Annotated in this window: 28 protein-coding genes and 1 pseudogene; 19 read left to right on the forward strand and 10 right to left on the reverse strand. The window is 69.4% G+C overall.

Annotated elements, in window-relative coordinates; translation table 11 throughout:
- Window positions 1-56 precede the first annotated feature (56 nt).
- Together ABIE44_RS09845 and ABIE44_RS09850 are read left to right on the forward strand one after the other, a co-directional pair.
- Window positions 57-710, forward strand: coding sequence for a class I SAM-dependent methyltransferase (locus tag ABIE44_RS09845; protein ID WP_209718799.1), 654 nt, complete (start codon window positions 57-59; stop codon window positions 708-710).
- A 67-nt stretch (window positions 711-777) separates the two neighbouring features.
- Entirely contained in the window at window positions 778-2058 is a 1281-nt protein-coding gene (locus tag ABIE44_RS09850) for an MFS transporter (RefSeq protein ID WP_354437971.1), read from the forward strand.
- 6 nt (window positions 2059-2064) lie between these two features.
- On the opposite strand, the gene ABIE44_RS09855 is transcribed toward ABIE44_RS09850, so the two are convergent.
- A complete protein-coding gene (locus ABIE44_RS09855) occupies window positions 2065-2418 on the reverse strand; it encodes an EF-Tu/IF-2/RF-3 family GTPase (protein ID WP_502912730.1) in 354 nt (117 codons plus the stop codon).
- A 16-nt stretch (window positions 2419-2434) separates the two neighbouring features.
- Entirely contained in the window at window positions 2435-3109 is a 675-nt protein-coding gene (locus ABIE44_RS09860) for a pirin family protein (protein ID WP_209718794.1), read from the reverse strand.
- A gap of 69 nt (window positions 3110-3178) precedes the next feature.
- Between ABIE44_RS09860 and ABIE44_RS09865 the strand changes: the two genes are divergently transcribed.
- Window positions 3179-4105 carry a cation diffusion facilitator family transporter gene (locus ABIE44_RS09865; protein WP_209718791.1) on the forward strand — a complete coding sequence of 309 codons (927 nt, stop codon included), beginning with the start codon at window positions 3179-3181 and terminating at the stop codon, window positions 4103-4105.
- A gap of 49 nt (window positions 4106-4154) precedes the next feature.
- On the opposite strand, the gene ABIE44_RS09870 is transcribed toward ABIE44_RS09865, so the two are convergent.
- From ABIE44_RS09870 to ABIE44_RS09880, 3 genes are read right to left on the reverse strand one after another with little or no spacing between them, the layout of a single operon-like run.
- On the reverse strand, window positions 4155-4649 hold the full coding sequence (locus ABIE44_RS09870) for a DinB family protein (RefSeq protein WP_209718788.1): 495 nt from the start codon (window positions 4647-4649) through the stop codon (window positions 4155-4157).
- 22 nt (window positions 4650-4671) lie between these two features.
- On the reverse strand, window positions 4672-6702 hold the full coding sequence (locus ABIE44_RS09875; RefSeq protein ID WP_209718785.1) for an FAD-dependent oxidoreductase: 2031 nt from the start codon (window positions 6700-6702) through the stop codon (window positions 4672-4674).
- Window positions 6699-7229 (reverse strand): PadR family transcriptional regulator, encoded by a 531-nt coding sequence (locus ABIE44_RS09880; RefSeq protein WP_209718782.1) that lies wholly within the window; start codon window positions 7227-7229, stop codon window positions 6699-6701. The genes ABIE44_RS09875 and ABIE44_RS09880 overlap by 4 nt, the downstream gene beginning before the upstream one ends.
- Before the next feature lie 117 nt (window positions 7230-7346).
- Between ABIE44_RS09880 and ABIE44_RS09885 the strand changes: the two genes are divergently transcribed.
- Genes ABIE44_RS09885 through ABIE44_RS09895 form a run of 3 tightly spaced genes read left to right on the forward strand, consistent with a single transcriptional unit; the run spans window position 7347 to window position 9808 of the window.
- On the forward strand, window positions 7347-8210 hold the full coding sequence (locus tag ABIE44_RS09885) for an ABC transporter substrate-binding protein (RefSeq protein WP_209718779.1): 864 nt from the start codon (window positions 7347-7349) through the stop codon (window positions 8208-8210).
- A gap of 6 nt (window positions 8211-8216) precedes the next feature.
- Window positions 8217-9062, forward strand: coding sequence for an amino acid ABC transporter permease (locus tag ABIE44_RS09890; RefSeq protein ID WP_354437972.1), 846 nt, complete (start codon window positions 8217-8219; stop codon window positions 9060-9062).
- Complete coding sequence (locus ABIE44_RS09895) at window positions 9059-9808, forward strand: amino acid ABC transporter ATP-binding protein (protein WP_354437973.1); 750 nt, start codon at window positions 9059-9061, stop codon at window positions 9806-9808. The genes ABIE44_RS09890 and ABIE44_RS09895 overlap by 4 nt, the downstream gene beginning before the upstream one ends.
- 8 nt (window positions 9809-9816) lie before the next feature.
- Here ABIE44_RS09895 and ABIE44_RS09900 read toward each other — a convergent pair whose 3' ends face one another.
- Window positions 9817-10698: a class I SAM-dependent methyltransferase gene (locus ABIE44_RS09900; protein WP_209718777.1), complete on the reverse strand. Its 882-nt coding sequence runs from the start codon at window positions 10696-10698 to the stop codon at window positions 9817-9819.
- A 153-nt stretch (window positions 10699-10851) separates the two neighbouring features.
- Between ABIE44_RS09900 and ABIE44_RS09905 the strand changes: the two genes are divergently transcribed.
- Genes ABIE44_RS09905 through ABIE44_RS09920 form a run of 4 tightly spaced genes read left to right on the forward strand, consistent with a single transcriptional unit; the run spans window position 10852 to window position 12976 of the window.
- Window positions 10852-12021, forward strand: a complete 1170-nt coding sequence (locus ABIE44_RS09905) for a CaiB/BaiF CoA transferase family protein (protein WP_209718774.1) — start codon at window positions 10852-10854, stop codon at window positions 12019-12021.
- 30 nt (window positions 12022-12051) lie between these two features.
- A complete protein-coding gene (locus ABIE44_RS09910) occupies window positions 12052-12231 on the forward strand; it encodes a hypothetical protein (protein WP_209718771.1) in 180 nt (59 codons plus the stop codon).
- Window positions 12232-12275: 44 nt separating this feature from the next.
- Complete coding sequence (locus tag ABIE44_RS09915) at window positions 12276-12527, forward strand: hypothetical protein (RefSeq protein ID WP_354437974.1); 252 nt, start codon at window positions 12276-12278, stop codon at window positions 12525-12527.
- Window positions 12524-12976, forward strand: a complete 453-nt coding sequence (locus ABIE44_RS09920; RefSeq protein WP_209718765.1) for a hypothetical protein — start codon at window positions 12524-12526, stop codon at window positions 12974-12976. The genes ABIE44_RS09915 and ABIE44_RS09920 overlap by 4 nt, the downstream gene beginning before the upstream one ends.
- On the opposite strand, the gene ABIE44_RS09925 is transcribed toward ABIE44_RS09920, so the two are convergent.
- Window positions 12948-14117, reverse strand: a complete 1170-nt coding sequence (locus ABIE44_RS09925; protein ID WP_354437975.1) for a PucR family transcriptional regulator — start codon at window positions 14115-14117, stop codon at window positions 12948-12950. The genes ABIE44_RS09920 and ABIE44_RS09925 overlap by 29 nt on opposite strands.
- 97 nt (window positions 14118-14214) lie before the next feature.
- Here ABIE44_RS09925 and ABIE44_RS09930 point away from each other — a divergent pair, with 97 nt between their 5' ends.
- The 4 genes and pseudogenes from ABIE44_RS09930 to ABIE44_RS09945 form a co-directional block, all read left to right on the forward strand.
- Complete coding sequence (locus tag ABIE44_RS09930) at window positions 14215-15348, forward strand: ferredoxin reductase (protein WP_209718762.1); 1134 nt, start codon at window positions 14215-14217, stop codon at window positions 15346-15348.
- Window positions 15345-16574 (forward strand): fatty acid desaturase family protein, encoded by a 1230-nt coding sequence (locus ABIE44_RS09935; RefSeq protein ID WP_209718759.1) that lies wholly within the window; start codon window positions 15345-15347, stop codon window positions 16572-16574. Before ABIE44_RS09930 ends, ABIE44_RS09935 begins: the two co-directional genes overlap by 4 nt.
- Window positions 16575-16617: 43 nt before the next feature.
- On the forward strand, window positions 16618-16968 hold the full coding sequence (locus ABIE44_RS09940; RefSeq protein WP_354437976.1) for a hypothetical protein: 351 nt from the start codon (window positions 16618-16620) through the stop codon (window positions 16966-16968).
- Between the two features lie 25 nt (window positions 16969-16993).
- Window positions 16994-17683, forward strand: a pseudogene (locus ABIE44_RS09945) (class I SAM-dependent methyltransferase); the annotation flags it as partial.
- 11 nt (window positions 17684-17694) lie between these two features.
- On the opposite strand, the gene ABIE44_RS09950 reads toward ABIE44_RS09945, so the two are convergent.
- The 3 genes from ABIE44_RS09950 to ABIE44_RS09960 form a co-directional block, all read right to left on the reverse strand.
- The gene (locus ABIE44_RS09950; RefSeq protein ID WP_209718753.1) at window positions 17695-18012 is read right to left on the reverse strand and encodes a hypothetical protein; all 318 of its coding nucleotides are present in this window, start codon (window positions 18010-18012) and stop codon (window positions 17695-17697) included.
- A gap of 83 nt (window positions 18013-18095) precedes the next feature.
- Entirely contained in the window at window positions 18096-18644 is a 549-nt protein-coding gene (locus ABIE44_RS09955) for a DM13 domain-containing protein (RefSeq protein ID WP_209718749.1), read from the reverse strand.
- Window positions 18645-18662: 18 nt separating this feature from the next.
- Window positions 18663-19409 carry a VldE C-terminal domain-containing protein gene (locus ABIE44_RS09960; RefSeq protein ID WP_209718747.1) on the reverse strand — a complete coding sequence of 249 codons (747 nt, stop codon included), beginning with the start codon at window positions 19407-19409 and terminating at the stop codon, window positions 18663-18665.
- An 85-nt stretch (window positions 19410-19494) separates the two neighbouring features.
- Here ABIE44_RS09960 and ABIE44_RS09965 point away from each other — a divergent pair, with 85 nt between their 5' ends.
- The 5 genes from ABIE44_RS09965 (at window position 19495) to ABIE44_RS09985 (ending at window position 25867) form a co-directional block, all read left to right on the forward strand.
- Window positions 19495-19908 (forward strand): hypothetical protein, encoded by a 414-nt coding sequence (locus ABIE44_RS09965; RefSeq protein WP_209718744.1) that lies wholly within the window; start codon window positions 19495-19497, stop codon window positions 19906-19908.
- A gap of 163 nt (window positions 19909-20071) precedes the next feature.
- The gene (locus tag ABIE44_RS09970; protein WP_209718741.1) at window positions 20072-21289 is read left to right on the forward strand and encodes an acetyl-CoA C-acetyltransferase; all 1218 of its coding nucleotides are present in this window, start codon (window positions 20072-20074) and stop codon (window positions 21287-21289) included.
- A gap of 58 nt (window positions 21290-21347) precedes the next feature.
- Window positions 21348-23528 carry a 3-hydroxyacyl-CoA dehydrogenase NAD-binding domain-containing protein gene (locus ABIE44_RS09975; RefSeq protein WP_209718736.1) on the forward strand — a complete coding sequence of 727 codons (2181 nt, stop codon included), beginning with the start codon at window positions 21348-21350 and terminating at the stop codon, window positions 23526-23528.
- Window positions 23529-23637: 109 nt separating this feature from the next.
- Entirely contained in the window at window positions 23638-24348 is a 711-nt protein-coding gene (locus ABIE44_RS09980; protein WP_209718733.1) for an ABC transporter ATP-binding protein, read from the forward strand.
- Window positions 24323-25867 (forward strand): hypothetical protein, encoded by a 1545-nt coding sequence (locus tag ABIE44_RS09985; protein ID WP_209718729.1) that lies wholly within the window; start codon window positions 24323-24325, stop codon window positions 25865-25867. The genes ABIE44_RS09980 and ABIE44_RS09985 overlap by 26 nt, the downstream gene beginning before the upstream one ends.
- The last annotated feature ends 9 nt before the right edge of the window (window positions 25868-25876 follow it).

Below are 25876 nucleotides of genomic sequence, written 5' to 3' on the forward strand. Positions count from 1 at the left end.
GACCAGGTTTCTCCGGTTCGGCACGATTGGTCCCCGATCCCAGTAGGGTTTGTCCCGTGCATCCTCGTGTCAAGGCCGTCGCCCGGCCCATCGTCCTCGCGTTGAACACTCCACTCGCCAAAGCGCGCGGCCGAGCGGTCTACGCCAAGGCCGAGCGACCGGTGAAGCTGGAGATCGGAGGCGTCACGCCGCGTGAGGGTTGGGTGGTCACCAACGTCGGCCCGACCGTGCGCAACTACCTCGACGCGACCGCCCCGTGGCCCTTCGGGCCCGGCGAGGTCTCGCACGTCTACTCCGACAACGTGATCGAGCACATCACGCTCGACATGAACCGCGCGTTCTTCCGGGAGGCGTACAAGGCGCTGCAGCCCGGCGGCGTGATCCGGCTGGTCACCCCGGACCTGCGCGCGCACGTCGAGCTGTACCTCTCCGGCGCCGCCGCCCTGGACAGCCCGCCGGCCAAGCACTACCGCGCGATGGGTCTGGTCGTGGAGCACCCGACCGACCTGACCCGGATCCCGATCGCCGAGTTCGGCCACCACACCGGTTACCTGTTCGACTTCGAGACGCTCAAGGCGGAGCTCGAGGCGGCCGGCTTCACCGATGTCGTCCAGACCGAGGCCGGTCGCAGCAAGCACCCCGAGTTCGACGGCATCGACGTCCGCACGCACGAGGGCGGCGCGCAGCTCGCCGTGGAGGCGACCAAGTAGAGCTCGACCCACCTCGGCCCGTAAATCGAGGTGCCCCGGAGGCTCGTCCGAGGCAGAGTGAGCGCTGATGCTCACCGCACTGCTCCGTCACGCCCGACCGCCCTCGGCCCTCGCTGGTCGGCTCTCGGTGCAGTCGCTGCTGTTCGCACTCGGCGAGGGCACCTTCATGACCGGGTCGGCGGTGTTCTTCACCCAGATCGTCGGACTCAGCGCGGCGCAGGTCGGCCTGGGCCTGACTCTCGCCGGCCTGGCGGCCTTCGTCGCCGCGTGGCCCATGGGCCGGCTGGTCGACCGGATCGGCCCTCGGCGCACCTGGGCGATGAGCGCCTTCGCGCAGTCGGCCGGGTTCCTGGTGTGGCCGTTCATCGACAGCTTCCAGGGGTACGTCGTGATGGCGATCGCCGTCGAGGTCGCGGGAGCGCTCGGTCAGGCCTCGCACGGCGCGTACACGTTGGACGTGCTGCCGGCTGACGAGCGTGTCCGCTCCCGCGCGTACATGTACTCGGCGCTGAACGTGGGCTTCACCCTCGGCTCGCTGCTCGGCGGCATCGCCCTCGCGTTCCACTCCAACGACGTGCTGCACGCCCTGCCCTGGTTCACCGCGACCGCATTCGTCGTCAACGGTCTCGCGATCCTGCGACTGCCCCGCGCCTCCCACGACGACCGCACGCCGGAGGAGCGGCGGGCGAAGGTGCCCGGCCCTGGCCCGCTGCGCAACCCCGGCTGGATGCTGACCACCTTCTTCATCGGCGTCTTCTGGACCAACCAGGTCCTGCTGAACATCGTCATCCCGCTGTGGCTCGTCGAGGAGACCGATGCGCCGCGGGTGCTGCTGGCGTTCCTCTTCGGTACCAACACGGTGATGTGCATCTTCCTGCCGATGGCTGCCGCTCGCGGGGTGCAGAACCTTCCGACCGCGCTGCGTGCGGTCCGGATCTCGACGACCTTCTTCGTCGTCTCCTGCCTGATCACCCTGGCCACTCACGACACGATCGGCTGGCTGACGATCGCCCTGGTCTGGCTCGGCCACGTCACGGTCACCGGCGCCGAGCTCTACCTGTCGGCAGCGAGCTGGGCCCTGGAGGCTGAGCTGATGGACCCGCGCCAGCGCGGCGCCTACCAGGGTGCCGCGGAGCTCAGCATGACCCTCGGGAAGGTCTGGGCTCCGGCGGTGTTCACCTTCCTGGCGATGAGCTGGGGAGCGGGCGGCTGGTTGGTGATCGCCGGGATCATCGTGCTCGCTGCGGTGCTCGTGCACCCGTCCACCCGGATGGCGCGACGCTTCATCGAGGAGCACGTGCCGGCCGAGGACCGTGCTGGGATCGGCGCTTCCACGACGACGGACTGACCCGCGTCAGGACTCCAGCACGTCGCCCGGCGCGAGGCTGTCGCCGACGTCACCGCTCACGAGCAGTCCCACGTTCTCGCCCGCGCTGGCGACGTCGACCTTCTTGCGGAACATCTCCACGCCGGTGACGGTGGTCGAACCGAGTATCGAGCCGTCGCGGACGACCCGCACGTCCTGCTTCACCGCGACGGACCCGGACTCCACGGTCCCGGTCGCGACGGTGCCGCGCCCGGTGATCCGGAAGACGTCGGCGACGGTCATCCGGAACGGGCCGGAAGGCGGAGTGGCGGCGTGCGCCTCGGCCAGCAGGACGTCGACGTCCTGGTCCGAGGTCGAGTCGCGCTTCCAGGGGAGCTTCACCGAGGTCTCCTTGCTGTCAGTTTCGTCCGAAGGCCCAGACTGCCACGGAGCCGGGCCGTTCGACCTCCAGCACCCGTCCACCCTGATCGGTGAGCCGGGCAGCGTCACCGTCCTGCAGGACATGATCGCCGAGGCGCATCTCGCCGCCGACGACGTAGACGTGCAGCTGCGGAGCCTCGGGCAGGGCCAGGCGGTCGGTGGCGTCCGCGAGGTAGAGCCGAGCGCCTGCGACACCGATTCCCAGTCGGTCGTGGCCGACCACCTCGGTCAGCCCGCCGGCCAGAGGGAGCACGTCCCGCGCGTACGACGGCACGACACCGGGGTCGTCCGGCCGCAGCCAGGTCTGCAGGAACCGCGTGCGGACGCCGGGCTCGGTGACCTCGGAGTGGACGATGCCGCTGCCGGCGCTGACGCGTTGCACCGACCCCGCTTCGAGCACTCCGTCGCGCCCTACGTCGTCGCGGTGCCGGAGCGCGCCCTCGATCACCCAGGTGACGATCTCCAGGTCGGAGTGCGGGTGGTCGGCGTACCCGGTGCCGGGCGGGAGGTTCTCGTCGTTGTGCGCGACCATCGCGGCGAACCCGAGGTTGCGCGGATCGTAGTGAGGCCCGAACGAGAAGGAGTGCCGCGTCGTCCGACCCTCGGCCGCGGTCACGAACCGGTCTGCTCCTCGTCGTACGTCGATGCTCACCCCGCCATCCTCCCGCTTTCCGACTGTGGCAGGACGCCCCGGCCGGGTTCGGCTGCCTAGGCTGCTCCCATGGGTGCCGGTCACGACCACGGACACTCCCACGCGAGCGGACGTGCGGAGGACCGCAAGCGTCTGCTCTTCGTGCTCGCCCTCACCTCGACCGTGGTCGTCGTCGAGGCGATCGGCGCCTGGATCAGCGGATCGCTGGCTCTGCTCGCCGACGCAGGCCACATGCTCACCGACGCCGCCGGCATCGTGATCGCATTGTCGGCGTCGCTGATCGCCGCCCGGCCGGCCAGCCCGCAGCGGACCTTCGGGTACCACCGCGTGGAGATCCTGGCCGCGGTCCTCAACGCCCTGGTGCTGCTCGGGCTCTGCGGCTACCTCGCGTACGCCGGTGCGCGTCGACTGGTGGACCCGGTCGACGTCGACGCCGGCCAGCTGCTGGTCTTCGCGGTCATCGGCCTGGTGGCCAACCTGGTCTCGGTCGCGCTGCTGACCCGGCGCAAGGACTCCTCGCTCAACATGCGGGGCGCCTACCTCGAGGTCCTCAGCGACGCGTTCGGATCGGTCGCTGCGATCGTCGCCGGCATCCTCGTGCTGACCACCGACTTCCTCCGGGCCGACTCGATCGCCTCGCTCGTGATCGCGGTGCTCGTGCTTCCGCGTGCGTGGGCGCTGCTGCGCGAGGCGCTCGGCGTGCTCCTGGAGGCGACTCCCGCGGGCCTCGACATCGAGGACGTACGCCGTCACCTCTGCGGCGTCGACGGCGTCGTCGACGTCCACGACCTGCATGCCTGGACGATCACGTCGGGCATGCCGGCGCTGTCGGCCCACGTGACGGTCACCGACGAGGCGCTCGCCGGCCGCGGCGTCGGCTGCATCCTGGACGACCTCACCGAGTGCGTGCACGAGCACTTCGGCATCGACCACCCGACGTTCCAGGTCGAGCCGGTCTCGCACCGTGACCACGAGCCGGACACGGAGCACGCGTAGTTGTGGGCCTGGGCGCGTCACCGATGACGCGCTCAGGCACACAACTTGCTCAGCGGCCGGTCGTGCCGTCCACCTGCTCGCGCAGGATGTCGGCATGGCCGACGTGCCGGATGAGCTCGCTGGTCGTGTGCGCCAGCACCCAGCGCAACGTCTTGGGTTGACCGTCGACATGCAGGGCGGTCAGCGCCTCGGGTGAACCTGCCGCCGCGATGTGTCGGTCGCTCTCGGCGACCGCGGCGTGGAAGTCGGCGATGACCTCCTCCGCAGTGCGATCCTCCGGGACCAGCATCGTGAAGTCCGTCTCGGCGTACGACGGATCGCCACCGAGGTGGTGCGCGAACCACCAGCGTTCCCCGGCGGCGCAGTGCTGGACCAACCCGAGCAGGTTCGTCTCCGAGTCCACCAGACGACGCCGCAGCTGCTCCTCGTCGAGACCTTCGAGCTTCTTGATCAGGCAGTGCCGCGCGAAGTCCAGGAACGCCAGCGCGGTGTCGAGCTCGCCTGTGTCGACGCGGGGTACCGGTTCACGCTGGGTCTCGGCCATGCCTCCACGTTAGGCGTCGTCCCTAACGAGCGGCGAGCCGGACGCCCTGCTCGATGGCCCGCTTCGCGTCCAGCTCGGCGGCCACGTCGGCGCCGCCGATGATGCGAGGTCTCGACTGGGCTCGACCAGCATCGAAGGCGGCCACCAGCTCGTCGTACAGGTCGCGCACGGACTCCTGGCCGGCGCAGATCACCACGTGGTCCACGTCGAGCACCTGGGTCCGGCCGTCCACGGTCAGGTGCAGACCCGCGTCGTCGATCAGGTCGTACGTCGCGCCGCTGATCTGGGTCACGCCGGACTGCTTGAGCACCGAGCGGTGCGCCCACCCGGACGTCTTGCCGAGGTCCTTGCCGATCATCGACGTCTTGCGCTGGATGAGCGTGACCTCGCGCGCAGCGCGGCGCGGCTCGGGCAGCGTCAGGCCACCGCGGCTGTACATGCTCTCGGGGTCCTCGGGGTCCAGGACGCCCCAGTGCTCCAGCCACTCCTCGAGCGTCTCCTCGGTGTGGGTGAGGAAGACCGACACGTCCACGCCGATGCCACCCGCGCCGATCACGGCGACCTTCTTGCCGGGCACGACCGAACCGTCGAGCACCTGGGAGTAGAGCACCGCCTTGGGGTGGTCGATGCCGGCGATGACCGGCACCCGGGGCGCGACGCCGGTCGCGATCACGACCTCGTCGAAGCCGGACAGCGCCGCGACCGACGCCTCGGTCCCCAGCCGTACGTCGACGCCGAGCACCTCGAGCCGGCGGGTGAAGTACCGCAGCGTCTCGGCGAAGTCCTCCTTGCCGGGCACCTGCATCGCGAGGCGGAACTGCCCGCCGAGGTGCTGGTTCTTCTCGAACAACGTCACCTTGTTGCCGGTCTCCGCGAGCGAGACCGCGGCGGACAGGCCCGCCGGGCCGGCGCCGACGACGGCGACCTCGCGCGGTCGCACCGTCGGGGTCAGCACGATCTCGGTCTCGTGGCAGGCCCGCGGGTTGACCAGGCAGGACGCCTTCTTGTTCTGGAACACGTGGTCCAGGCATGCCTGGTTGCAGGCGATGCAGGTGTTGATCTCGTCGGTCCGCTCGGCGGCTACCTTGTTCATGAACTCCGGGTCGGCGAGCAGCGGCCGCGCCATCGAGACCAGGTCGGCCTCGCCGTTGAGCAGCACCTGCTCGGCGAGCTCGGGGGTGTTGATCCGGTTCGACGCGCAGACCGGGATCGCCACCTCCTTCTTCAGGCGCGCGGTCGCCCAGGTCCACGCCCCGCGCGGGACCTGCGTGATGATCGTCGGCACTCGCGCCTCGTGCCAGCCGATGCCGGTGTTGAGCACGGTCGCACCGGCGTCCTCGAGCAGCAGCGCGAGCTCGATGACCTCGTCCCACGTCTGACCGCCCTCGACGAGGTCGAGCAGCGAGATCCGGTAGATGATCGGGAAGTCGGCACCGACGGTCTCCCGCGTACGCCGCACGATCTCGACCGGGAAGCGCATCCGCCGCGTCGGCGTACCGCCCCACTCGTCGGTGCGCTCGTTGGTGCGCTCGGCCAGGAACTGGTTGATCAGGTAGCCCTCGGACCCCATGATCTCGACCGCGTCGTACCCGGCCTTCTGAGCCAGGCCGGCCGCCTTCGCGAAGTCCGAGGCGGTCTGGTCGACGCCCTTGGTCGACAGCGCGCTCGGCTTGAACTGGTTGATCGGCGCCTTCTTCGCGGAGGCCGAGACCGACCACGGCACGTAGGAGTAGCGGCCGGCGTGCAGGATCTGCATCGCGATCGCGCCGCCGGCCTCGTGCACCGCGTCGGTCACCTGGACGTGCCGGTGCGCCTGCAGCCGGTTGGTCATCTCGCTGGCGAACGGCTTGAGCCATCCGCGCTTGTTGGGCGCGTACCCGCCGGTGATGATCAGGCCGACGCCGCCGGCCGCCCGCTCCGCGTAGTACGCCGCGAGCTTGGGCATGTCCCAGACGAAGTCCTCCAGTCCGGTGTGCATCGAGCCCATCACCGCGCGGTTGCGCAGGGTCAGGTCGCCGATCCGCAGCGGGGAGAGAAGGTGCTCGTACGTCATGCCGTTGCCTCCAGGTATTCGTTGAGCCAGGCGATCCAGAAGGTCTCCTGGAGGATGCCGCCGCGCAGCACCAGGTAGGTGTCGAGGTCCTGCCCGGTCAGCCGGGTCGGTTCGGGGTAGTCGCGCGCGACCATCCCCTCGTAGTGGGTGAGCCGGACCTGGTGGTCCGCGACGAGCTCACGCAGGTTGGCGTTGAGCGCCTCCCGGTCGCCGTACGACGCCGCCCGCATCTTGACCGCGATCTCGCTGCGGAAACCGGCGCGCGGGGTGGTCGTCGATATCCAGTCGGCCAGCGCCCGGGTGCCCGCGGGAGTCACCGTGTACTCGCGCTTGTCCGGCCCGCCGGTCTGCGGGACCGTCTTGGCCGTCACCCAGCCGTCGGTCTCCATCCGACGCAGGACCTTGTAGATCTGCTGGTGCGTCGCGCTCCAGAAGAACCCGATCGAGCGGTCGAACCGGCGTGTCAGCTCGAGCCCTGCAGCAGGACGTTCACTGAGGGCGACCAGGAGTGCGTGTTCGAGAGCCACGTCAGGAGTGTGCAACTCGTTGCATTGTCTATGCAACTGGTTGCAGAGTGATCTACGACAAGTCCACTAGATAGGTCTACATTGGCTCGTCGGCCGCGCCGCGCCTACGATCCCTGCATGCGCCTGAAGCCTGCCCTTGTAGCCCTGCCCGTCCTGCTCGCCCTCTCCATCACCGCGTGCGGTGACGTCAAGGACGACGGCAACGACAAGAAGGCGACCTCCTCGTCGTCCTCCTGCGACGTCGCCGACCTGCCGCTGACTACGGCCGGCAAGCTGACCATCGGGACCGACTCCCCGGCGTACGAGCCGTGGTTCACCGACAATGACCCGACCAACGGCAAGGGCTTCGAGTCCGCTGTCGCCTACGCCGTCGCCGACAAGCTCGGCTTCGAGAAGGGCGACGTCGTCTGGACCAAGGTGCCGTTCAACAACTCCTACGCGCCGGGCCCGAAGAAGTTCGACTTCGACATCAACCAGATCTCGATCACGCCCGAGCGCCAGAAGGTCGTCGACTTCTCCGACGGCTACTACTCCGCCGCGCAGGCCGTCATCGTGCTGAACAAGGACAAGGTGGAGGCCGGCTCCCTGGCCGACCTCGCCGACCTCAAGCTCGGCGCCCAGACCGGTACGACGTCGCTGACCGCGATCCGCGACGAGATCAAGCCGAAGACGGCCCCGGTCGTCTTCAAGGACACCAACGTCGCGAAGCAGGCGCTGCTCAACGGCCAGGTCGACGCGATCGTCGCCGACCTGCCGACGGCGTTCTACATCACCGCCGCCGAGATCGAGGACTCCTCGATCCTGGGCCAGTTCCAGCCGACGACCGGCACGCAGGAGGAGTTCGGTCTGCTGCTGGGCAAGGGCTCCGAGCTGACCGGCTGCGTGAACCAGGCGCTGGAGTCGCTGAAGTCCGACGGCACCCTGGCTGGTCTGGAGAAGCAGTGGCTCTCCGAGACGGTCGACGTGCCCGTCCTGAAGTAGTCCTCGGTGACCGACGCGTGGGCGCCGAGCCCACGTGAGCTGGAACGTCAGCAGGTACGCCGCGGCCTGCGGCGCAAGCAGTTCCTGATCGCGGCCGGCATCACGGTGCTGGCCGCGATCGCGGTGGCGACGATCGTGGGGACCTCCCCCGGGTGGGAGCGGTTCAAGGAGCTTTTCCTGTCCTGGCACCACGCCAAGGAGGCCTTCCCCGACATCGCGAAGGGCTTCTGGATCAACGTCAAGATGTTCGTGATCGGCGAGGTGATCATCCTCGTGGTCGGCACGCTCGTCGCGGTCACGCGCAACACCGTCACGCCCTGGCTGACGCCGCTGCGCATCGTCGCGGTGATCTACACCGACGTGTTCCGCGGGCTGCCGACGCTGCTGGTCGTGTTCATCGCGTGCATCGGGATCCCGGCTCTCGGGATCGAGGGAGTGCCGACCGACGTCACCACGCTCGGCATCTTCGCGCTGGTGCTCTGCTACGGCGCGTACGTCGCCGAGGTGATCCGCGCCGGTATCGACTCGATCCACCCCTCGCAGATCTCGAGTGCGGAGGCGCTCGGCCTGGGTCGAGCACAGACGACCCGGTACGTCGTCCTGCCCCAGGCGCTGCGCCGGGTCGCACCGCCGCTGCTCAACGACTTCGTGTCGCTTCAGAAGGACACCTCGCTGGTCGCCTCGGTCGGTGTCTTCGAGGCCCTCTTCGCCGCGCAGGACTACGGCAACTACAACTTCAACTACACCCCGCTGCTGGTCACCGGTCTGTTCTTCCTGGCGCTGACGGTCCCGCTCGCGAGGTTCACCGACTTCCTCGGCCGACGGGCCCTGCGACGGGAGCGAGGCCGATGAACGACGTCCTGCTCGAGGTGCAGAGCCTCCGCAAGTCCTACGGCACGAACGTCGTCCTGCACGACATCGACCTGACGGTGCACAAGCACGACGTGATCTGCCTGATCGGTTCGTCGGGGTCGGGAAAGTCCACGCTGCTGCGATGCCTGAACCTGCTCGAGGAGATCGACGACGGTGCGATCCTCTTCGAGGGCAACGAGATCTCCGACCCCCGCGTCGACCCCCGGTCGGTACGCCGTGACGTCGGCATGGTCTTCCAGGCCTACAACCTCTTCCCGCACCTCTCGGTGCTGGCGAACTGCACCTTGGCCCCGGTCCGCGTCGGTGGGATCAGCAAGAAGGTGGCAGAGGAGCGCGCACGGCACCTCCTGGCACGCTTCGGGCTGGCCGACAAGGAAAAGTCCTATCCCGACCAGCTCTCCGGCGGTCAGCAGCAGCGGGTCGCCCTGGTCCGGGCGCTGTGCACCGAACCGAAGCTGCTGCTGCTCGACGAGATCACTGCGGCGCTGGACCCCGAGCTCGTGGGTGAGGTGCTCGAGATCGTCCGGGCCGAGGCGCAAGCGGGCATGACGATGATCCTGGCCACGCACGAGATGGCGTTCGCGCGCGACGTCGCGACGCAGGTGTGCTTCCTGCACCAGGGGCGGATCCTCGAGCAGGGCCCTCCGTCGCAGATCTTCTCGGCGCCGCGCGAGGAGCGCACCCGGGAGTTCCTGCGGCGGGTGCTTCCGCCTACCGTCGGTTGAGCGAAGGCTCAGCCTGCAGAGGGGCGCAGCGCGAAGACGCCGGAGTGCGCCTTGCTGTCGGCCTGCCGGCGCAGCATCACCGCACGCAGCAGCCTCAGTCCGCCGGGGGTGATCCGCACCGCGGTCTTGATCGCGTTCTTCGCGCTCGACCGGCCCTTCACCGTCAGCCACTCCTTGGAGAACATCTCGTCGGGCAGCCAGGCGCGGCGGTGCTCCACGACGTCGTACCCGAGATTCTTCGCGTAGACGTCGATGGTGCGGTCGCCGAGGAAGTACAGGTGGTCGCCGAGGTTCCAGTTGAAGACGTGGGACTTCTGCACGCCGTCGGTCATCTCGCCGGTCGCCATGACCAGGACGCCGCCCGGCTTCAGGATCCGGCGCAGCTCGGCGAGCGTCTCGGTCGGCGAGGTCAGGTGCGAGAAGACGTTGATCAGGGAGATCACGTCGTAGCTGTCGTCGGGCAGCTTCAGCAGCTCGACCGGTTCGGAGTGCACGGTGACCCCGGTCTGCTTGATGGCCGCCTCGCGGCGGGCCGCGTTCAGCTCCAGCCCCTCGCCGGTGTACCCGGCCTTCTGGGCCAGCCCGATGAGCAGGCCCGCGCCGCAGCCGATGTCGAGCCAGGTACCGCCGGGGACCAGGGGCTTCGCGATGTCGACGTACCGCTGGAACATCGACGCCATCACCTTCTCCATGGTCATCTGGCTCTCGGCGTCGAGCACCTCCAGGTCGCCGGCGTAGTGGCCCTCCTCCATCTCCGTCATCCGCGCGTCGGCGTCCGGGATGTGCTCGATGGAGTGCAGGTCGCAGTGCGGGCACTTGCCGAGTTGGATGCCGTTCTCGACGAACAGCGGGTTCCAGTCGGAGGATCCGCAGCAATCGCAGGGGGTCACCAATGCTCCTAGCCAGGGGGAGAAGCCGGCGGGCGGAGCCGGCTGACGCCGCAACGATAGCCGCGATCAACCGCAGCCACGCGCCGTACGCCGGAACGACGATCGTCGGGACCCCTGGACAACCGTGACAGTAAATCTGTCATGATCAGCCGCATGACTGGAGTTGAACTGGGACAGGGCACGGGGCCGCTCAAGGGCGTCAAGGTCGTCGAGATCGCCGGCATCGGCCCGAGCCCGCACGCGTGCATGATCCTGGCCGACCTCGGCGCGGACGTGATCCGCATCGAGCGCCCCGGCGGCCAGGCGCTGACCGGCGGCAGCCACGACTTCCTCAACCGCGGTCGTCCCAGCGTCGCGCTCAACCTCAAGGACCCTGCCGCCGTCGAGACCGTGCTCAAGCTCGTCGAGGACGCGGACGTTCTCGTCGAGGGCATGCGTCCGGGCGTCACCGAGCGGATGGGCATCGGTCCCGACGCGTGCTGGGAGCGCAACCCGAAGCTCGTCTACGGCCGGATGACGGGCTGGGGTCAGACGGGTGAGTGGGCCCACGCCGCGGGTCACGACATGAACTACATCGCCATCACGGGCACCCTCTTCGGCCTCGGGCAGACCAAGGACCGTCCGCAGTTCCCGACCAACCTGGTCGGCGACTTCGGTGGCGGCTCGATGTACCTGGTGGTCGGCATCCTCGCCGCGCTGCTCGAGTCGAAGGTCTCGGGCAAGGGACAGGTCGTCGACGCCGCGATCGTCGACGGCACCGCGAACCTCAACGCGATGACCGCTGCCTTCCTCGCCGGCGGCAACTACAAGGAGGAGCGCGCCGCGAACCTCCTCGACGGCTACGCGCCGTACTACGACATCTACGAGACCGCCGACGGCAAGCACATGTCGGTCGGTGCTCTCGAGCCGCAGTTCTACGAGATCCTCCTGGACCTCCTGGACGTGCGGGCGACCGCGCCGGACCGCTGGGACTTCGACAAGGTCGACGAGCTGCGCGACGTCTTCACCGCCAAGTTCAAGGAGAAGACGCAGGCCGAGTGGTGTGCGGTCTTCGACGGCACCGACGCCTGCGTCGCGCCGATCATCCCGCTGACCGAGGCGTTCGAGCACCCGCACATGAAGAGCCGCGAGGTCTTCGTCGAGCACGAGGGCTTCATCCAGCCGCAGCCCGCGCCGCGGTTCTCGCGCACCGGGGCGAGCCTGTCGCTGCCCCCGGCTGCAGGAGCCGGTCAGCACACCCGTGACGCCCTGGCGGCCTGGGGCATCGAGAACGTCGACGCCCTCATCGAGAGCGGCGCCGCGGTCCAGCCCGAGGTCGGCTGAGCCAGGACCGGTGTGGGGCAGACTGACCCCATGGGCTGGCGCACCGGGCTGAAGTACGACGACGACTTCCGCACGGCCTGGATCATCGTCGCCCTGCTGGCGCTGGTCCTCGTGGTCGTCTTCGGCTTCGTCGTCTGGGCGACCGGCAGCTGGCTGGCTGCGCTGGTGATCAGCGTGCTGTGCGTGCTCGGTCTTCTCGTCCTGACCTAGGTCGGAAACCGACAAAGCGCTCGTATCGGGCGTAGGCTGCCGTGGTGGACGCCCGGGCCGAGCACGACCGTGTGATGGAGAAGTACGCCGCGATGAAAGGCCGGGACTACGTGCTGGTCCTGCTCGGCTACCTCTCGGCGCTGGCCGTGGCGTGGTGGGTGACTGGTCAGGCTGCCGTGGTCGGTGATGCTCTCGTCGGCGGTGGCGTTGTCGCGGTCCTGATGGTCGCCTCGGAGCTGCGGAAGCTCCGGCTGCGTCGCAACGCTGCCGACTTCCTGGCCCACGGGCAGCCGTGAAGCCCGGGTCACGAAGCACCCGCGCCGAGTACGCGTCGCGTGCATGCGCCGGCATCCTGCTCGTCGCCGGGTGGCTCGTCCTCGGCTACGGGCTGCGCTACTCGCCGTCGGACGCCGCCGCTATCGACGAGCTCGAGGGTGGCGGTTCCTTCGGGGTCGCGTTCGGCCTGACGCTGCCGTACTACGCGATGGCGCTGGGAATGATCCCGATCGGACTCGCGGCACTCTTCCCGCGCTTCCGGGACCTGCAGCCGCTGACGGTAGCGATCGTCAGCGCGGGGCTCTTCGGTGTGTGGGCCCTGAACTGGCGCGACGTGTACGGCGTGCTGCTCGAGCTCCCGGTCTTCGCGGTTGCGACGGTGTGGCTGCTGCTGGCGTCGGGCGCTGCGCTCCTGGTCGCACGCAAGGCGCAGGCCACGCTCACCCCAGAGCGATCGTCGCCTCCCTGACGAAGTCCGGATCGGTGAGCCGGTCGCCGTACAGGTCGCGCAGTTGACCCATGCGGTAGCGCACCGTCTGCGGATGCACGAACAGCGCTGCCGCGATGTCGTCGCGCCGGCCCTGGTGCAGCAGCCATGCTCGCAACGTCTCGGTCAGCTTCGTGCGCGAGGCCTCGCTCTGCTCGCCGAGCGGTTCGAGAACCTTGGTGCGCAGGTCGACGCGTGCCTCGGCGTCCGCGCCGACCACGAGGTCAGCGAGGTGGTCATCGGTGTCGCCGGCCAGGCCGAGGCGGTGGGTCTGCACCACGCGTGAGTACGACGCCCGCACCTGCGACCACGGCCGTGGCGGTCCGATGATCGCGTCCGCGCCCTCGATGACCCGGAGCATCGACGCCCGCGCACGGCCGGTGCCGACGGGGACCAGCACCACGGTGAACCCGGGTCCGAGGTCCTGCGCCGCGGTCTCGTCGGGCACGTGCAGGGCGCGAGCGTCGAGCTGGCCGCGCAGCGACCGGAACTTGGCATCAGGGAGCGTGACGGCAGTGAGCAGCTTCGGCGGGTCCCAGTCGGCACGCTCCGCCGCGGCGACCAGGTCGGCCTCGGGAGATCCCTCGACGAGGCGCACGGCGAGCCGGTCGAGGCGCCTCTGACGCAGGCGGCCCGAGGTGGCCAGCTCGTCGGCGTGCCCGCTGACGCTCGCGTCGGAGAGCTCGTCGATGTAGGCGAACACGAGCTCGGCGAGACGGGCGAGCTGGGTCGCCTCCAGGCCGCTGTTCACCGCGGCGGCACTCATCTCGCGCCAAGCGACGCGGGCGCCGACGCGATAGGCCTGGGCGAGCGCGTCCATCGTCCGACCGCTGCGCGCCTCGCCGCGCCCGAGCGCGTACGCCGCTTCGAGGACGGCCTCGATCTGCTCGCCGGCATCGATGCCCTCGGCGCGGGAGGCCAGGTCGAGGAACCCGTCGAGCGCGACCTTGACCGCGGTCTCGATGTTGCGGCCCATCTGGCCCTTGAACGGGTCCCGGTAGCTCGGCACCTCGGTGATCACCGCGCCGATGGTCTGCTCGGCGACCCCGGCCATGTCGCGCCGCATCTGCTGGGCGACCTCGGCAGGCAGGCGCAGGGCCATCTCGTCGCGCGCTGCGCTCACCAGAACACCCCTTCTTTGTTCGTTACGAACAAAGAGTAGCGGTCGATTCACGTGATGAGGTCATGCATTTGATCCGCTCGGCAGTCAGGCTTGAGCCATGACCCCAGCACTGATGACTCCGGCAGCGCCGCAGCGTTCGCTGCGCCACCGGCTGACGCGCCTCGCCGAGGCCGCGACCACCCCGCTGGTGCCGGCCGACTACCTCGACCTGGTCGCGCCGCTGCGTTCCGGGACGGAGCTGCGAGCGCGCATCGTCGCCGTCCAGCCGGAGACCCGCGACGCGGCGACCATCGTCCTCAAGCCGGGAGCGGACTGGGCGGGTCACGTCCCCGGTCAGTACGTCCGCATCGGCCTCGACGTCGACGGCGTCCGCGAGTGGCGCGCGTACTCCCTGACCCACGGTCCCCGTGCCGACGGGCACATCTCGATCACCGTGAAGGCCGTGCCCGACGGCAAGGTCAGCAACCACCTCGTGCACCAGGCTGTCCCGGGGACCCTGGTGCACCTCGAGCAGGCCGCGGGCGACTTCGTCCTCGACCTGGCCACCACCACGCGGCTGCTGTTCGTCACCGCGGGTTCGGGTGTCACCCCCGTCGTCGGCATGCTGCGCAACCTGTTCCCGGTGACCGACTCGGGTGTCGTCGACCTGCCGCGCAGCGCGGGCCTCGACATCGTCGTGGTCCACGTCGCACCGAGCGAGCCGGAGTCGATCTTCCTCGACAACCTCCGCGAGCTCGGTGCCCACGGCGCGATCCGCCTCGTTGCCCGGTACGACGACCAGCACGGCGTCCTCGACGTCGCCGAGCTCAGTGAGCTCGTGCCCGACCTGGCCGAGCGGACGACGTACGCCTGCGGGCCGGGCGGGCTGCTCGACGCGATCACTGCGCACCACGAGGCGGCGGGACTGACCCTGTTCACCGAGCAGTTCCGGTCGTCCTTCATCGACGCCGGTGACGGCGGGACGCTCACCATCGGCGACGTCACCGTCGAGGCCGACGGTGCCACCCCGCTCCTCGACGTCGCCGAGGCCGCCGGCGTCCTCATGCCGAGCGGCTGCCGGATGGGCGTCTGCTTCGGCTGTGTCGTCCCGCTCGAGGAAGGGGCCGTGCGCGACCTGCGCAACGGCGCCATCACCACCGCCGACCCGATCAGCTCGGCCGCCGGCGGCGTCCCGATCCAGACCTGCATCACCGCGGCCGCCGGGCCGTGCACCTTGGGAGGCAAGAAATGACCACGATCCAGAAGAAGCCCGACAACCCGATCGCCCACCTCACCGAGGCGGACATCGAGCAGATCGGCATCGAGCTCGACGCCATCCGCCAGGACGTCCTGGACAGCCGCGGTGCCGCCGACGCGGCGTACATCCGCAAGGTCATCAAGACCCAGCGCGGTCTCGAGGCGGGCAGCCGTGCGCTGCTGCTGTTCTCGATCTTCCCGCCGGCCTGGCTCGCGGGCACCACCGGCCTGAGCATCGCCAAGATCCTCGAGAACATGGAGATCGGGCACAACATCATGCACGGCCAGTGGGACTGGATGCGTGACCCCAAGATCCACTCGACGACCTGGGAGTGGGACAACGCCAGCCCGGCCGAGCAGTGGAAGCACGGGCACAACGAGCTGCACCACACCTACACGAACGTCGTCGGCAAGGACAACGACCTCGGCTACGGCATCATGCGCGTCGACGAGGACCAGCGCTGGATCCCGTTCTACCTGGCGCAGCCGCTGTGGAACTTCGTGAACGCCTGCTTCTTCGAGTACGGCATCGCGGCGTACGACCTCGAGCTCGGCAAGAACCTGGCGGTTCCGAAGGAGAAGCGCAGCCCGGAGTTCAAGGCCAAGGCCAAGCAGACATGGGCGAAGATCCGTCAGCAGGCCACCAAGGACTACGTCGTGCACCCGGCGCTGTCGATTCCCACCGGGTCGTTCCTGCCCACGTTGGCGGCGAACTTCACCGCCAACGTCGTGCGCAACCTGTGGACGCACTCGGTGATCATGTGCGGCCACTTCCCCGAGGGCGTCGAGACCTTCGAGAAGGCCTCGATCGAGGGCGAGACCCGCGGCGAGTGGTACCTGCGACAGATGCTCGGCTCCGCCAACATCTCCGGCGGTCCGGCGATGCACCTGATGACGGGCAACCTGAGCTTCCAGATCGAGCACCACCTCTTCCCGGACCTGCCGAGCAACCGGTACGCCGAGATCGCTCCGAAGGTCCAGGCGCTCTTCGAGAAGTACGAGCTGACCTACACGTCCGGGTCGCTGCCGAAGCAGGTGTACTCGGCCTGGCACAAGATCGTCCGGCTCTCGCTGCCCAACGGCTGGCTCGCGGAGACCACGCCGGCCAACGCGCCGAAGCAGCTCGCCAAGCTGTACAAGATGACGACGGGCGGGGCGAAGGTGCGCCGCGCGATCGAGGCACGCGATCGTCAGGCTGCGCGCAACAAGGCTGCAGCCTGACCATTGCGGCGCCACGACAGCGGGGCGCCCCTAAACTGACGCCATGAATTCCGTCTCCCCCGCTGGGCCCGACGCCGTCGCGACCCTTCGGCCGCAGTACCTCGCCGACCTCGCCGGGGGGACCGACAGGTTTCTCGAGCCGCGCAGGACGGAGTGCCCCTGGTGCGGGGGAGCGAGGCTCAAGCAGCGCCTGAAGACTCCGGACCTGGTCCAGCACAAGCCCGGCACCTTCGTGCTCGACGAGTGCCAGGACTGCCACCACACGTTCCAGAACCCACGCCTGAACAGCGAAGGGCTCGACTTCTACTACCGCGACCTGTACGACGGCCTCGGCGAGGAACGGATGGCCGCGACCTTCGAGGCGAACAACGGAGGTCTGCGCGAACCGGGCTGAGCTCGTCGCCAAGCACGCGCGGCCCACCCGCTGGCTCGACGTCGGGACCGGCCACGGTCACTTCTGCCGCGAGGCAGCGGCGGTGCTGCCGGAGACGGACTTCCACGGGCTCGACATGAGCGAGGGCGCGGAGATCGCCAAGGCGAACGGCTGGGTCTCGCAGGCGCACACCGGCATCTTCCCGGAGATGGTCGCTGAGCTGAGCGAGACCTACGATGCGATCAGCATGTTTCACTACATGGAGCACACCCTGGACCCGAAGGTCGAGCTCGCTGCAGCGGCCGAGGTTCTGCTCCCGGGTGGTCACCTGGTCATCGAGCTCCCGAACCCGGAGAGCCGGTGGGGCCGGGTGCTCGGCAAGTACTGGGTTCCGTGGTTGCAGCCGCAGCACCTGAACCTGATGCCGATCGACAACCTCTGCCGGGCTGCGGAGGAGGTCGGTCTCAGGACCGTCGAGCGACAGACCGAGGAGCCGCACTGGCCGATCGACGTCCTCGGCGCGGTGGCGATGTGGTCGGAGCGTTGGTTCGGCAACACCGATGTGCCGTGGAAGTCAGGGCCGCCGAGCAAGCTCCGCAACCTGTGGCACAAGGTGGGCGTGCTGGTCTCGATCCCGCTGTACCTCGCGGCCGGGGTGATCGACAAGGCCACCGCGTCGTACGCGAGCAAGCACGGATACTCGAACGCGTACCGGGTGCTCTTCCAGAAGGGCTGACGGCCTCCGCGTCAACGAACGGGGCTGTTGTCGACGAGCTCGTGCGAGCACGCCGACAAGGCTTGACCGCTGACCGCGCGCACGGTCGTGCGCTGGGCGACAGGCGGTTCGTAGTCCTCGTCCGCGATCATCGCCCTCAAGGTCTCGTCGCTCAGCGCCGACGCGTGCAGCGCCTCCGCCATGCACCGCGCGTAGGCGCGGGTGCCGTCGCCGTACCGGGGCATCGCGGCGATGATGTCGTCCACCGTAGGGCGGCCCGCGTCACTGCTCCCGCAGGACTGGAGCACGAGAACCACCAGCACGGCCGCGACCGTGGTGGTGCTGCGCATCGGTGCCTCCCCTGAAACGGTCCGGAGAGCAGACGATGCGGAGCCCGCTTTCGTTACGCGCCAGGGTCAGGTTCTTCGCCGGATCAGCTGGCCCCGGTCGGACCGTCCTGGGCCACGCGGACCGGCGCGGTCCCGAAGGCGACGTTGAACCGGTCGCACCAGATCACCGCTGAGCGGTAGCGACTCAGGTCGGCGCCGTCGGGGATCCGGTAGTTCTGGTTGCCGTTCGTGGCCTTGAGCTTGCCGAGGCGCAGGTACTCGTCATCGTCGTACTTGCCCCACGACCCGCCGGGCTTCCCGTCGGAGAGCCAGACGTGCAGGTCAGGGCCGTCGGAGGTGGAGAGCCCCTCGAGGCGCAGGAAGCGACGACCGTCCGCGAGCTCGAGGACCTTCGCGGTGCCGTCGGTGCCGTGCTCGGCATCGACGAACTCGCCCGTCGACAGGACGCGGTCCTGCCGTGGAGCGGTCGCCGGGCTGCCCGTTGCCGAGGGCGCCGCGGTGGCGGGTAGCCGCTCGCTCATCGGCGCCGCCTCGTCGACCTCGCTGCTGGTGAACGCGCGCCACGGCTCGAAGAGCAGCAGCCCTGCAGCCAGGGCGACGGCCCCGACGGAGGCGGCGATCCACTTGAGCACGGCTCGAACCTACGCCGGTCAGTCGGCCACGTCGACGTGCACGTGGTCGCGGTGCTCGAGGATCTTGATGGTCTTCGTCGACCGGTTCCGGTGGCTGACGGCGTACGGGCGCCATCCCTGGCCGGCCCGACGAGCGGTCCAGATCTGGCCGTCGAAGATGACGGTCGCGAGCGCGAGCCGGTCTGCGTTCGCGACCAGGTACTGCGCGAGCGCCCAGCCGTCCTGCTTGTTGGCCTTGGTGATCGGTCGGAAGAACGCGTCGATCGCACGCCCCTCGTAGTGCGCGGAGCCGACCATGTGGCCGCTGTTCACGCCACCCGGGGCGAAGCCGCCGAGCGGGAGCGAACCGAAGTGCTTCGCCATGTCGGTGCGGACCGCCGCGGCGCGGTGAGTGAGACCCGCGACATTGAGCTTGTCGGACTCCGAGCCGCCCCCGCCGTACCGGCAGAACAGCGCTCCGCGGTCCCGCCCGCTGAGCGCGCCGCCGACGACGGTAGCCGCCGGACCGACGAGTCCGGTGCTCGAGGTGACCGCCTTCGCCGCGCTGCGCGCCGACCCTGATGCCCGCACGACCTTCGCGACGGCGAGCGACGCGCGCTCCGCCTGGTCCTGGTCGAGATCCACCGACCGCGTGCCGACCTCGACGGTGCAGTCGGACTCGCCGAGCTGCCGCGCGACCACCACGACGACGAGTGCGACCAGCAGCGGGAGCGCCGCCAGCAGGACGATCCCGCGGCGGGTCAGGCGTGATCGACTCTTCGGCATGCGCACAGTCTCCCGGCTGGGACAACCGGGTCGCCTCCTCCTCAGGTGCCGGTGTGCTGGCCCGAAGGACGACTACGGTCGTGGGGTGTGCCGCCTGATCGTCGTTCCCGTCGTCGCGCTGCTCGTGCTGACCGGCTGCGACAAGACCCAGCCTCTCGACGACTTCCGCTCGGATGCGTCCCGGGCGTGCCAGGCCTCGATCAAGCGGATGGCGGAGATCCAGTCCGACCGCGATGCGGCTGACGCCGTCGAGGACGAGTACGGCGTCGACACGGCGATCCAGGAGGCCGGCGAGGAACCGGGTCGGTTGCTGAGGAAGCTGGAGCGGCTGACTCCGCCGGACCGTCGATCAGCCGAGGTCGGCGCCTGGCTCGATGCCTTCCGCGACGCCGTTGAGGCGCGCGGCCACGACGGCGACCGGTTCCCGGCGGTGGTGCTTGATCCCGCGCAGAAGCTGGGCCTCCCCGCCTGCGTCACAGGCATCGACGCGTTCAACTGAGCTCAGCGGCCTTGTGGAGCGGCGGCAAGCACCCGTGACGTGGCCCACAGCAACCTGCCCATTGACGTTGACAGTTCTACTGTCACAATGGGAGACGGCGCGGCCGCCTCTCCGGCGCGCTCGGATCACGCTCCACCCCATTCAACGACTAGTTGGGACGGTCATGGCACAGCCTGAAGCTTTTGTTTACGACGCCATCCGCACGCCGCGCGGTAAGGGCAAGAAGGACGGTTCGCTCCACGGGACGAAGCCCGTCGACCTCGTCGTAGGTCTGATCGACGCTCTGCAGGAGCGCAACCCGAGCTTGGACACCAACCGGATCGACGACGTCGTGCTCGGCGTGGTGTCCCCGATCGGCGACCAGGGTGGCGACATCGCCAAGACCGCCGCGCTCGCTGCGGGCCTGCCCGACACCGTCGCCGGCGTCCAGCTGAACCGCTTCTGCGCGTCCGGCCTGGAGGCCGTCAACCAGGCCGCCGGCCGTGTCCGCTCCGGTTTCGAGGACCTGATCCTCGCCGGTGGTGTCGAGTCGATGTCCCGCGTCCCGATGGGCTCCGACGGTGGCGCCTGGGCGTCCGACCCGGCCACCGCGTTCGCCGCCGGCTTCGTGCCGCAGGGCATCGGTGCTGACCTGATCGCCACCCTCGAGGGCTGGAGCCGCGAGGACGTCGACACGTTCGCCGTCGAGTCCAACCACCGTGCCGCCAAGGCGTGGGCCAACGGCCTGTTCGACAAGTCCGTCATCCCGGTCAAGGACCGCAACGGTGTGACCATCCTGGACCGCGACGAGTTCATCAAGCCCGAGTCGAGCGTCGAGGGCATGCAGAAGCTGAACCCGTCGTTCGCCGGCATCGGCAACGACGCGGGCTTCGACGACGTCGCCCTAGAGAAGTACCACTGGGTCGAGAAGATCAACCACGTCCACCACGCCGGTAACTCCTCGGGCATCGTCGACGGTGCGGCCCTGGTCGCGCTCGGCACCGAGCAGGTCGGTGTCGACCTCGGCCTGACCCCGCGGGCGCGGATCATCTCCACGGCCGTCTCCGGCGCCGACCCGACGATCATGCTGACCGGTCCGGCTCCGGCCGCCCGCAAGGCGCTGGCCAAGGCCGGCCTCGAGGTCAAGGACATCGACCTCTTCGAGATCAACGAGGCGTTCGCGGCCGTCGCCATGCGCTTCATGCGGGACATGGGCATCACCGACGAGATCACCAACGTCAACGGTGGCTCTATCGCGATGGGTCACCCGCTGGGTGCGACCGGCGCGATGATCCTCGGCATCCTGATCGACGAGCTCGAGCGCCGCGACCAGAAGCGTGGCCTCGCCACCCTCTGCGTCGGTGGCGGCATGGGCATCGCGACCATCGTCGAACTCGTCTGAGTTCTCCCACCCCGGTGGTCGAGCTTGCCGAGACCCCTGAACGTAGAAGGAAATACCCATGACTGAATCTGCTGTGAAGTACGAGCGCGACTCGGACGGGATCGTCACCCTCACCCTCGACGACCCGACCGCGTCCGCCAACACCATGAACGAGCTGTACAAGGAGTCGATGGTCGAGGCCATCGACCGCCTGTACGCCGAGAAGGACGACGTCACCGGCGTCGTCATCACGTCCGCGAAGAAGACCTTCTTCGCCGGCGGCAACCTGAAGAGCATGATGTCGGCCACCCCGGACGACGCCGAGGTGCTCTACGCCATGAGCCAGGGCATCAAGGAGGACCTCCGCAAGCTGGAGCTCTTCGGCAAGCCGGTCGTCGCTGCGATCAACGGTGCCGCCCTCGGCGGTGGCCTCGAGATCGCGCTGGCCTGTCACCGCCGCATCGTGGTGGACGACAAGAAGATCGACCTCGGCCTGCCCGAGGTGACCCTCGGTCTGCTCCCCGGTGGCGGCGGCGTCACCCGGATCACCCGGATGTTCGGCATCCAGGACGGTCTGATGAGCATCCTGCTGCAGGGTCCGCGCTTCAAGCCGGCCGCGGCCAAGGACAAGGGCCTGGTCGACGAGCTGGTCGCCACCCAGGACGAGCTCGTCCCGGCCGCCAAGAAGTGGATCCTGGAGAACAAGGACAACCCCGACGCGGCCACCCAGCCGTGGGACCGCAAGGGCTACAAGATGCCCGGCGGTACGCCGTCGAGCCCGGCCCTGGCCGGCTTCCTCCCGGCGTTCCCGGCGCTGCTTCGCAAGCAGACCAAGGGCGCGATGTACCCGGCGCCGCGCGCGATCATGGCCTCGGCCATCGAGGGTGCGCAGGTCGACTTCGAGACCGCCAGCAAGATCGAGTCGCGGTACTTCACCAGCCTGGTGACCGGTCAGAACGCGAAGAACATGATCCAGTCGTTCTTCTTCGACCTGTCCGCCATCTCCGGCGGGTCGCTGCGGCCGAAGGACGTGCCGACGTACAAGCCGACCAAGGCCGTGGTCCTCGGCGCCGGCATGATGGGCGCCGGCATCGCGTACTCCGCTGCACGTGCGGGCATCCAGGTCGTGCTCAAGGACATCTCCGTCGAGGCCGCCGAGAAGGGCAAGTCGTACTCCGACAAGCTGCTCTCCAAGGCCGTCTCGCGCGGCAAGATGACCGAGGAGAAGAAGGCCGAGATCCTCGGCCTGATCACCCCGACCGCCGATCCGGCCGACGCTGCCGGCGCCGACCTGGTCATCGAGGCCGTCTTCGAGGACCCGGCGCTCAAGGCCAAGGTCTTCGCCGAGATCGAGCCGCACATCAACGCTGACGCGCTGCTGTGCTCCAACACCTCGACGCTGCCGATCACCGAGCTCGCCGAGGGTGTCAGCCGTCCGGCCGACTTCATCGGCCTGCACTTCTTCTCGCCGGTCGACAAGATGCCGCTCGTCGAGATCATCAAGGGTGCGAAGACCTCCGACGTCGCGGTCGCCCAGGCGCTCGACGTGGTCTCCGCGATCCGCAAGACCCCGATCGTCGTGAACGACTCGCGCGGCTTCTACACCTCGCGCGTCATCGGCACGATGGTGCTCGAGGGTCTGGCCATGCTCGGTGAGGGTGTCCACCCGATGTCCGTCGAGCGCGCAGCCACGCAGGCCGGCTACCCCGTCGGGACCCTGCAGCTCACCGACGAGCTCAACATGGAGCTGATGGCCAAGATCAACAAGGCGACCGCGGACGCGGCCGGTCCGGACTACGTGGTCCACCCGGGCGTCGCGGTCATCGAGAAGATGATCGAGATCGGTCGTCCGGCGCGCATCCGCGGTGCCGGGTTCTACGACTACGACGAGAAGGGTGAGCGCGCCGACCTGTGGCCCGGTCTCGCTGAAGTCTTCCCGTCCAACCCCGAGCCGGCCGACATCGAGGACCTGAAGGACCGGTACCTCTTCATCGAGACCCTCGAGACGGCCAAGTGCTTCGAGGAGGGCGTCATCGAGTCTGCCGCCGCCGCGAACATCGGCTCGATCATGGGCATCGGCTTCCCGGCGCTGACCGGTGGTGCCGCCCAGTTCATCACCGGCTACGAGGGCAAGGGCGGCAAGGGCATCACCGGCTACATCGCCCGTGCCAACGAACTGGCCGACAAGTACGGCGAGCGGTTCCGGCCGACCGCCCGTCTGGTCGAGATGGCGGAGAAGGGCGAGTCCTTCCCCGCCTGATCACGAACGCTGACCTGGCAGCAAAGTGCACGTGCACTTCGCTGCCAGGTCGGCTGCTTTTACGTGCACTTTGCTGCCAGGTCAGCGGGCCGCAGGGCAGAATGTCTGAATGGTCAGAAATGAGCGGATCCGGATCAGCGGCCTGTGGGTGCGCTTCGGCACCGTCGAAGCAGTCCGCGGGATCGACATCGCGGCGTACGGCGGGCAGGCCACGGCCCTGCTCGGCCGCAACGGCGCCGGCAAGTCGACGACCATGCGCGTGCTGGCCGGGGTGATCCCTCCGACCGAGGGGACCGTCGAGGTCGACGGCGTCGACGTCCGGACCGACCCGCTGAGGGCCAAGCGCTCGACGGGCTACTGCCCCGATGTCGGCGGTCTGGTCCCGCGGGCGACACCGTGGGAGCACCTCCAGCTCGCTGCGCGCCTGCGTCGGTTGACCGACTGGGAGGACGGTGCGCGCGACCTGCTCGACCAGTTCGAGCTCGCCGGTGTCGCACACCGGGTCACCGGGGGGTTCAGCCACGGCATGGGTCGGCGGCTCTCGGTCGTGCTGGCCGCGTTCCACCAGCCTGGCGTCCTGCTCCTCGACGAGCCTTTCGACGGTGTCGACCCGCTCGGGGTCGAGGCCACCCAGAAGGTCGTCACCGAGGCGAAGTCCCGCGGTGCCGCCGTCCTGATCTCGACCCACCTGCGCGACCTCGCTGTCGACGTCTGCGAGGAGGCCCTCGTCCTGCGCGGCGGATCGGCCGTCGCCGAGATGGCCGCCCACGCACTCACCGGGGAGGCCGGCGCCAGTGCCTACCGCTCGCTCCTGGACTGACCCGCGCCCCCTCGTCGCAGGGGCCCGTGACCTGCAGGCGCTGCTGCAGTTCCGGCGCACGGGGATGAGCGTGGAGTCCGGCCGCCGGCTCCGTCTCGGCGGGGGTCTGGTCGCCGCTCTCACCGTCGCCTCGATCGTCGTTCCGGCGTACCTCCGCGAACCGCTCGAGGCCAACCACGTCGGCGACCTCGTCGCGGTGCTGCCCACGTTGTACCTGAGCTTCGCGGTCCTGGCGGCGCTCGCAGCGATCGGCTCCGGCGGCGGACGCGAGGTCGTCCCGCGGGACCAGCTCGTCGCGTTCCCGGTCTCGGCCGTCACCGAGCACCTTGGAGCCCTGCTGCTCGCCCCGCTCAACATCGCGTGGCTGCTGCAGGCCTGGACCCTGCTCGGCACGACGTCCTACGTGCTCGGCCCGGACAACCTGCTGCTCAGCACGCTTCCGGTCCTGGTCTGGATCGTCGTCGCCACCGCGATCGGCCAGCTGGTCGGGTGGACGTTCGAGGGCATCCGCCGTGGGGTGCACGGGATCGCCACCGCGCGGGCCCTGGTCGCCCTCGCGGGCGGCGGCCTGGGGGCCCTGGTGCTGACAGACCGGCTGACGTCCCTGCTCGACCACAGCCCGACGGTCCGGATCTACCTGCTCGCCGGCCGCGCCAGCGGCGGCGACTGGGGCGCGTGGACCTTCGGGATGCTCGCGCTCCTGGCCCTCGGCGCCGGGGTCGTCCTGGCCGGTCTCGTCCCGGCGCGCTGGGCCCTGCTCCGGCCGATGCGTGAGGAGGTCCGGCTCGAGTCGGGCCACCGGCGCGCGCTCGCCAACCCGACCTCGGACCTGGTCGCCATGGTGCGGATCGACCGCGCCTCGATCTGGAGGGCGGTGCCGCTGCGCCGCGGTCTGCTCGTCCTCGGGCTGATGCCCGGGGCGGTGGCGCTGGCCGGCGCGCTCGAGTGGCACCTGGTCACCATCCTGCCGGGCCTGGTGGCCTCCGGTGGCGCGCTGCTGTTCGGGGTCAACGCGTGGTGCCTCGACGGACGCGGTGCGCTGTGGCGCGACTCGCTGCCGGCCGACCCGAGGATCGCGTTCGCCGCCAAGGTCGTCGTGCTGTTCGAGGTCCTGGTCGTGGCAGCTGCGCTGACGATCGTGCTGGCCGGAGTGCGCGCCGGGGTGCCGACGTCCTCCGAGCTCGCCGCCGTGCTCGCCGCGACGGTGGTCGTCTCCGCCCAGGTGGTCGCCTCTGCGCTGCACTGGTCGGTCGCCAGCCCGTACGCCGTCGACCTCCGCAGTGCGCGGGCCACCCCGGCCCCGCCGGTGGTGATGGCGAGCTACAGCTCGCGGCTCGCTTTGCGCACCACCCTGGTCGGGCTGGTGTTCTCGCTGAGCGCGCTCAGCCCCGACTGGCGGTTGCCGCTCCTGCTCGCGGTGCCGTTCGGGTGCTGGTCGGCGTACCGGCTGCTGGGCACGGCGCGGGCGTGGGCGGTCCCGGAAACCCGGTCCCGGGTGATCGCGGTCGTCGCCAGCTGACCCCGGTCG

It is taken from the genome of Marmoricola sp. OAE513 (genome assembly GCF_040546585.1).
Taxonomy (GTDB): Bacteria; Actinomycetota; Actinomycetes; order Propionibacteriales; family Nocardioidaceae; genus Marmoricola.

Coding starts and splice junctions, on each gene's coding strand:
- ABIE44_RS09850 (WP_354437971.1), top strand. CDS start 778: ATGCTCACCGCACTGCTCCGTCACGCCCGACCGCCCTCGGCCCTCGCT.
- ABIE44_RS09870 (WP_209718788.1), bottom strand. CDS start 4,649: ATGGCCGAGACCCAGCGTGAACCGGTACCCCGCGTCGACACAGGCGAG.
- ABIE44_RS09930 (WP_209718762.1), top strand. CDS start 14,215: ATGACCCCAGCACTGATGACTCCGGCAGCGCCGCAGCGTTCGCTGCGC.
- ABIE44_RS09875 (WP_209718785.1), bottom strand. CDS start 6,702: ATGACGTACGAGCACCTTCTCTCCCCGCTGCGGATCGGCGACCTGACC.
- ABIE44_RS09865 (WP_209718791.1), top strand. CDS start 3,179: ATGGGTGCCGGTCACGACCACGGACACTCCCACGCGAGCGGACGTGCG.
- ABIE44_RS09940 (WP_354437976.1), top strand. CDS start 16,618: ATGAATTCCGTCTCCCCCGCTGGGCCCGACGCCGTCGCGACCCTTCGG.
- ABIE44_RS09970 (WP_209718741.1), top strand. CDS start 20,072: ATGGCACAGCCTGAAGCTTTTGTTTACGACGCCATCCGCACGCCGCGC.
- ABIE44_RS09935 (WP_209718759.1), top strand. CDS start 15,345: ATGACCACGATCCAGAAGAAGCCCGACAACCCGATCGCCCACCTCACC.
- ABIE44_RS09960 (WP_209718747.1), bottom strand. CDS start 19,409: ATGCCGAAGAGTCGATCACGCCTGACCCGCCGCGGGATCGTCCTGCTG.
- ABIE44_RS09885 (WP_209718779.1), top strand. CDS start 7,347: ATGCGCCTGAAGCCTGCCCTTGTAGCCCTGCCCGTCCTGCTCGCCCTC.
- ABIE44_RS09975 (WP_209718736.1), top strand. CDS start 21,348: ATGACTGAATCTGCTGTGAAGTACGAGCGCGACTCGGACGGGATCGTC.
- ABIE44_RS09950 (WP_209718753.1), bottom strand. CDS start 18,012: ATGCGCAGCACCACCACGGTCGCGGCCGTGCTGGTGGTTCTCGTGCTC.
- ABIE44_RS09895 (WP_354437973.1), top strand. CDS start 9,059: ATGAACGACGTCCTGCTCGAGGTGCAGAGCCTCCGCAAGTCCTACGGC.
- ABIE44_RS09980 (WP_209718733.1), top strand. CDS start 23,638: ATGGTCAGAAATGAGCGGATCCGGATCAGCGGCCTGTGGGTGCGCTTC.
- ABIE44_RS09905 (WP_209718774.1), top strand. CDS start 10,852: ATGACTGGAGTTGAACTGGGACAGGGCACGGGGCCGCTCAAGGGCGTC.
- ABIE44_RS09910 (WP_209718771.1), top strand. CDS start 12,052: ATGGGCTGGCGCACCGGGCTGAAGTACGACGACGACTTCCGCACGGCC.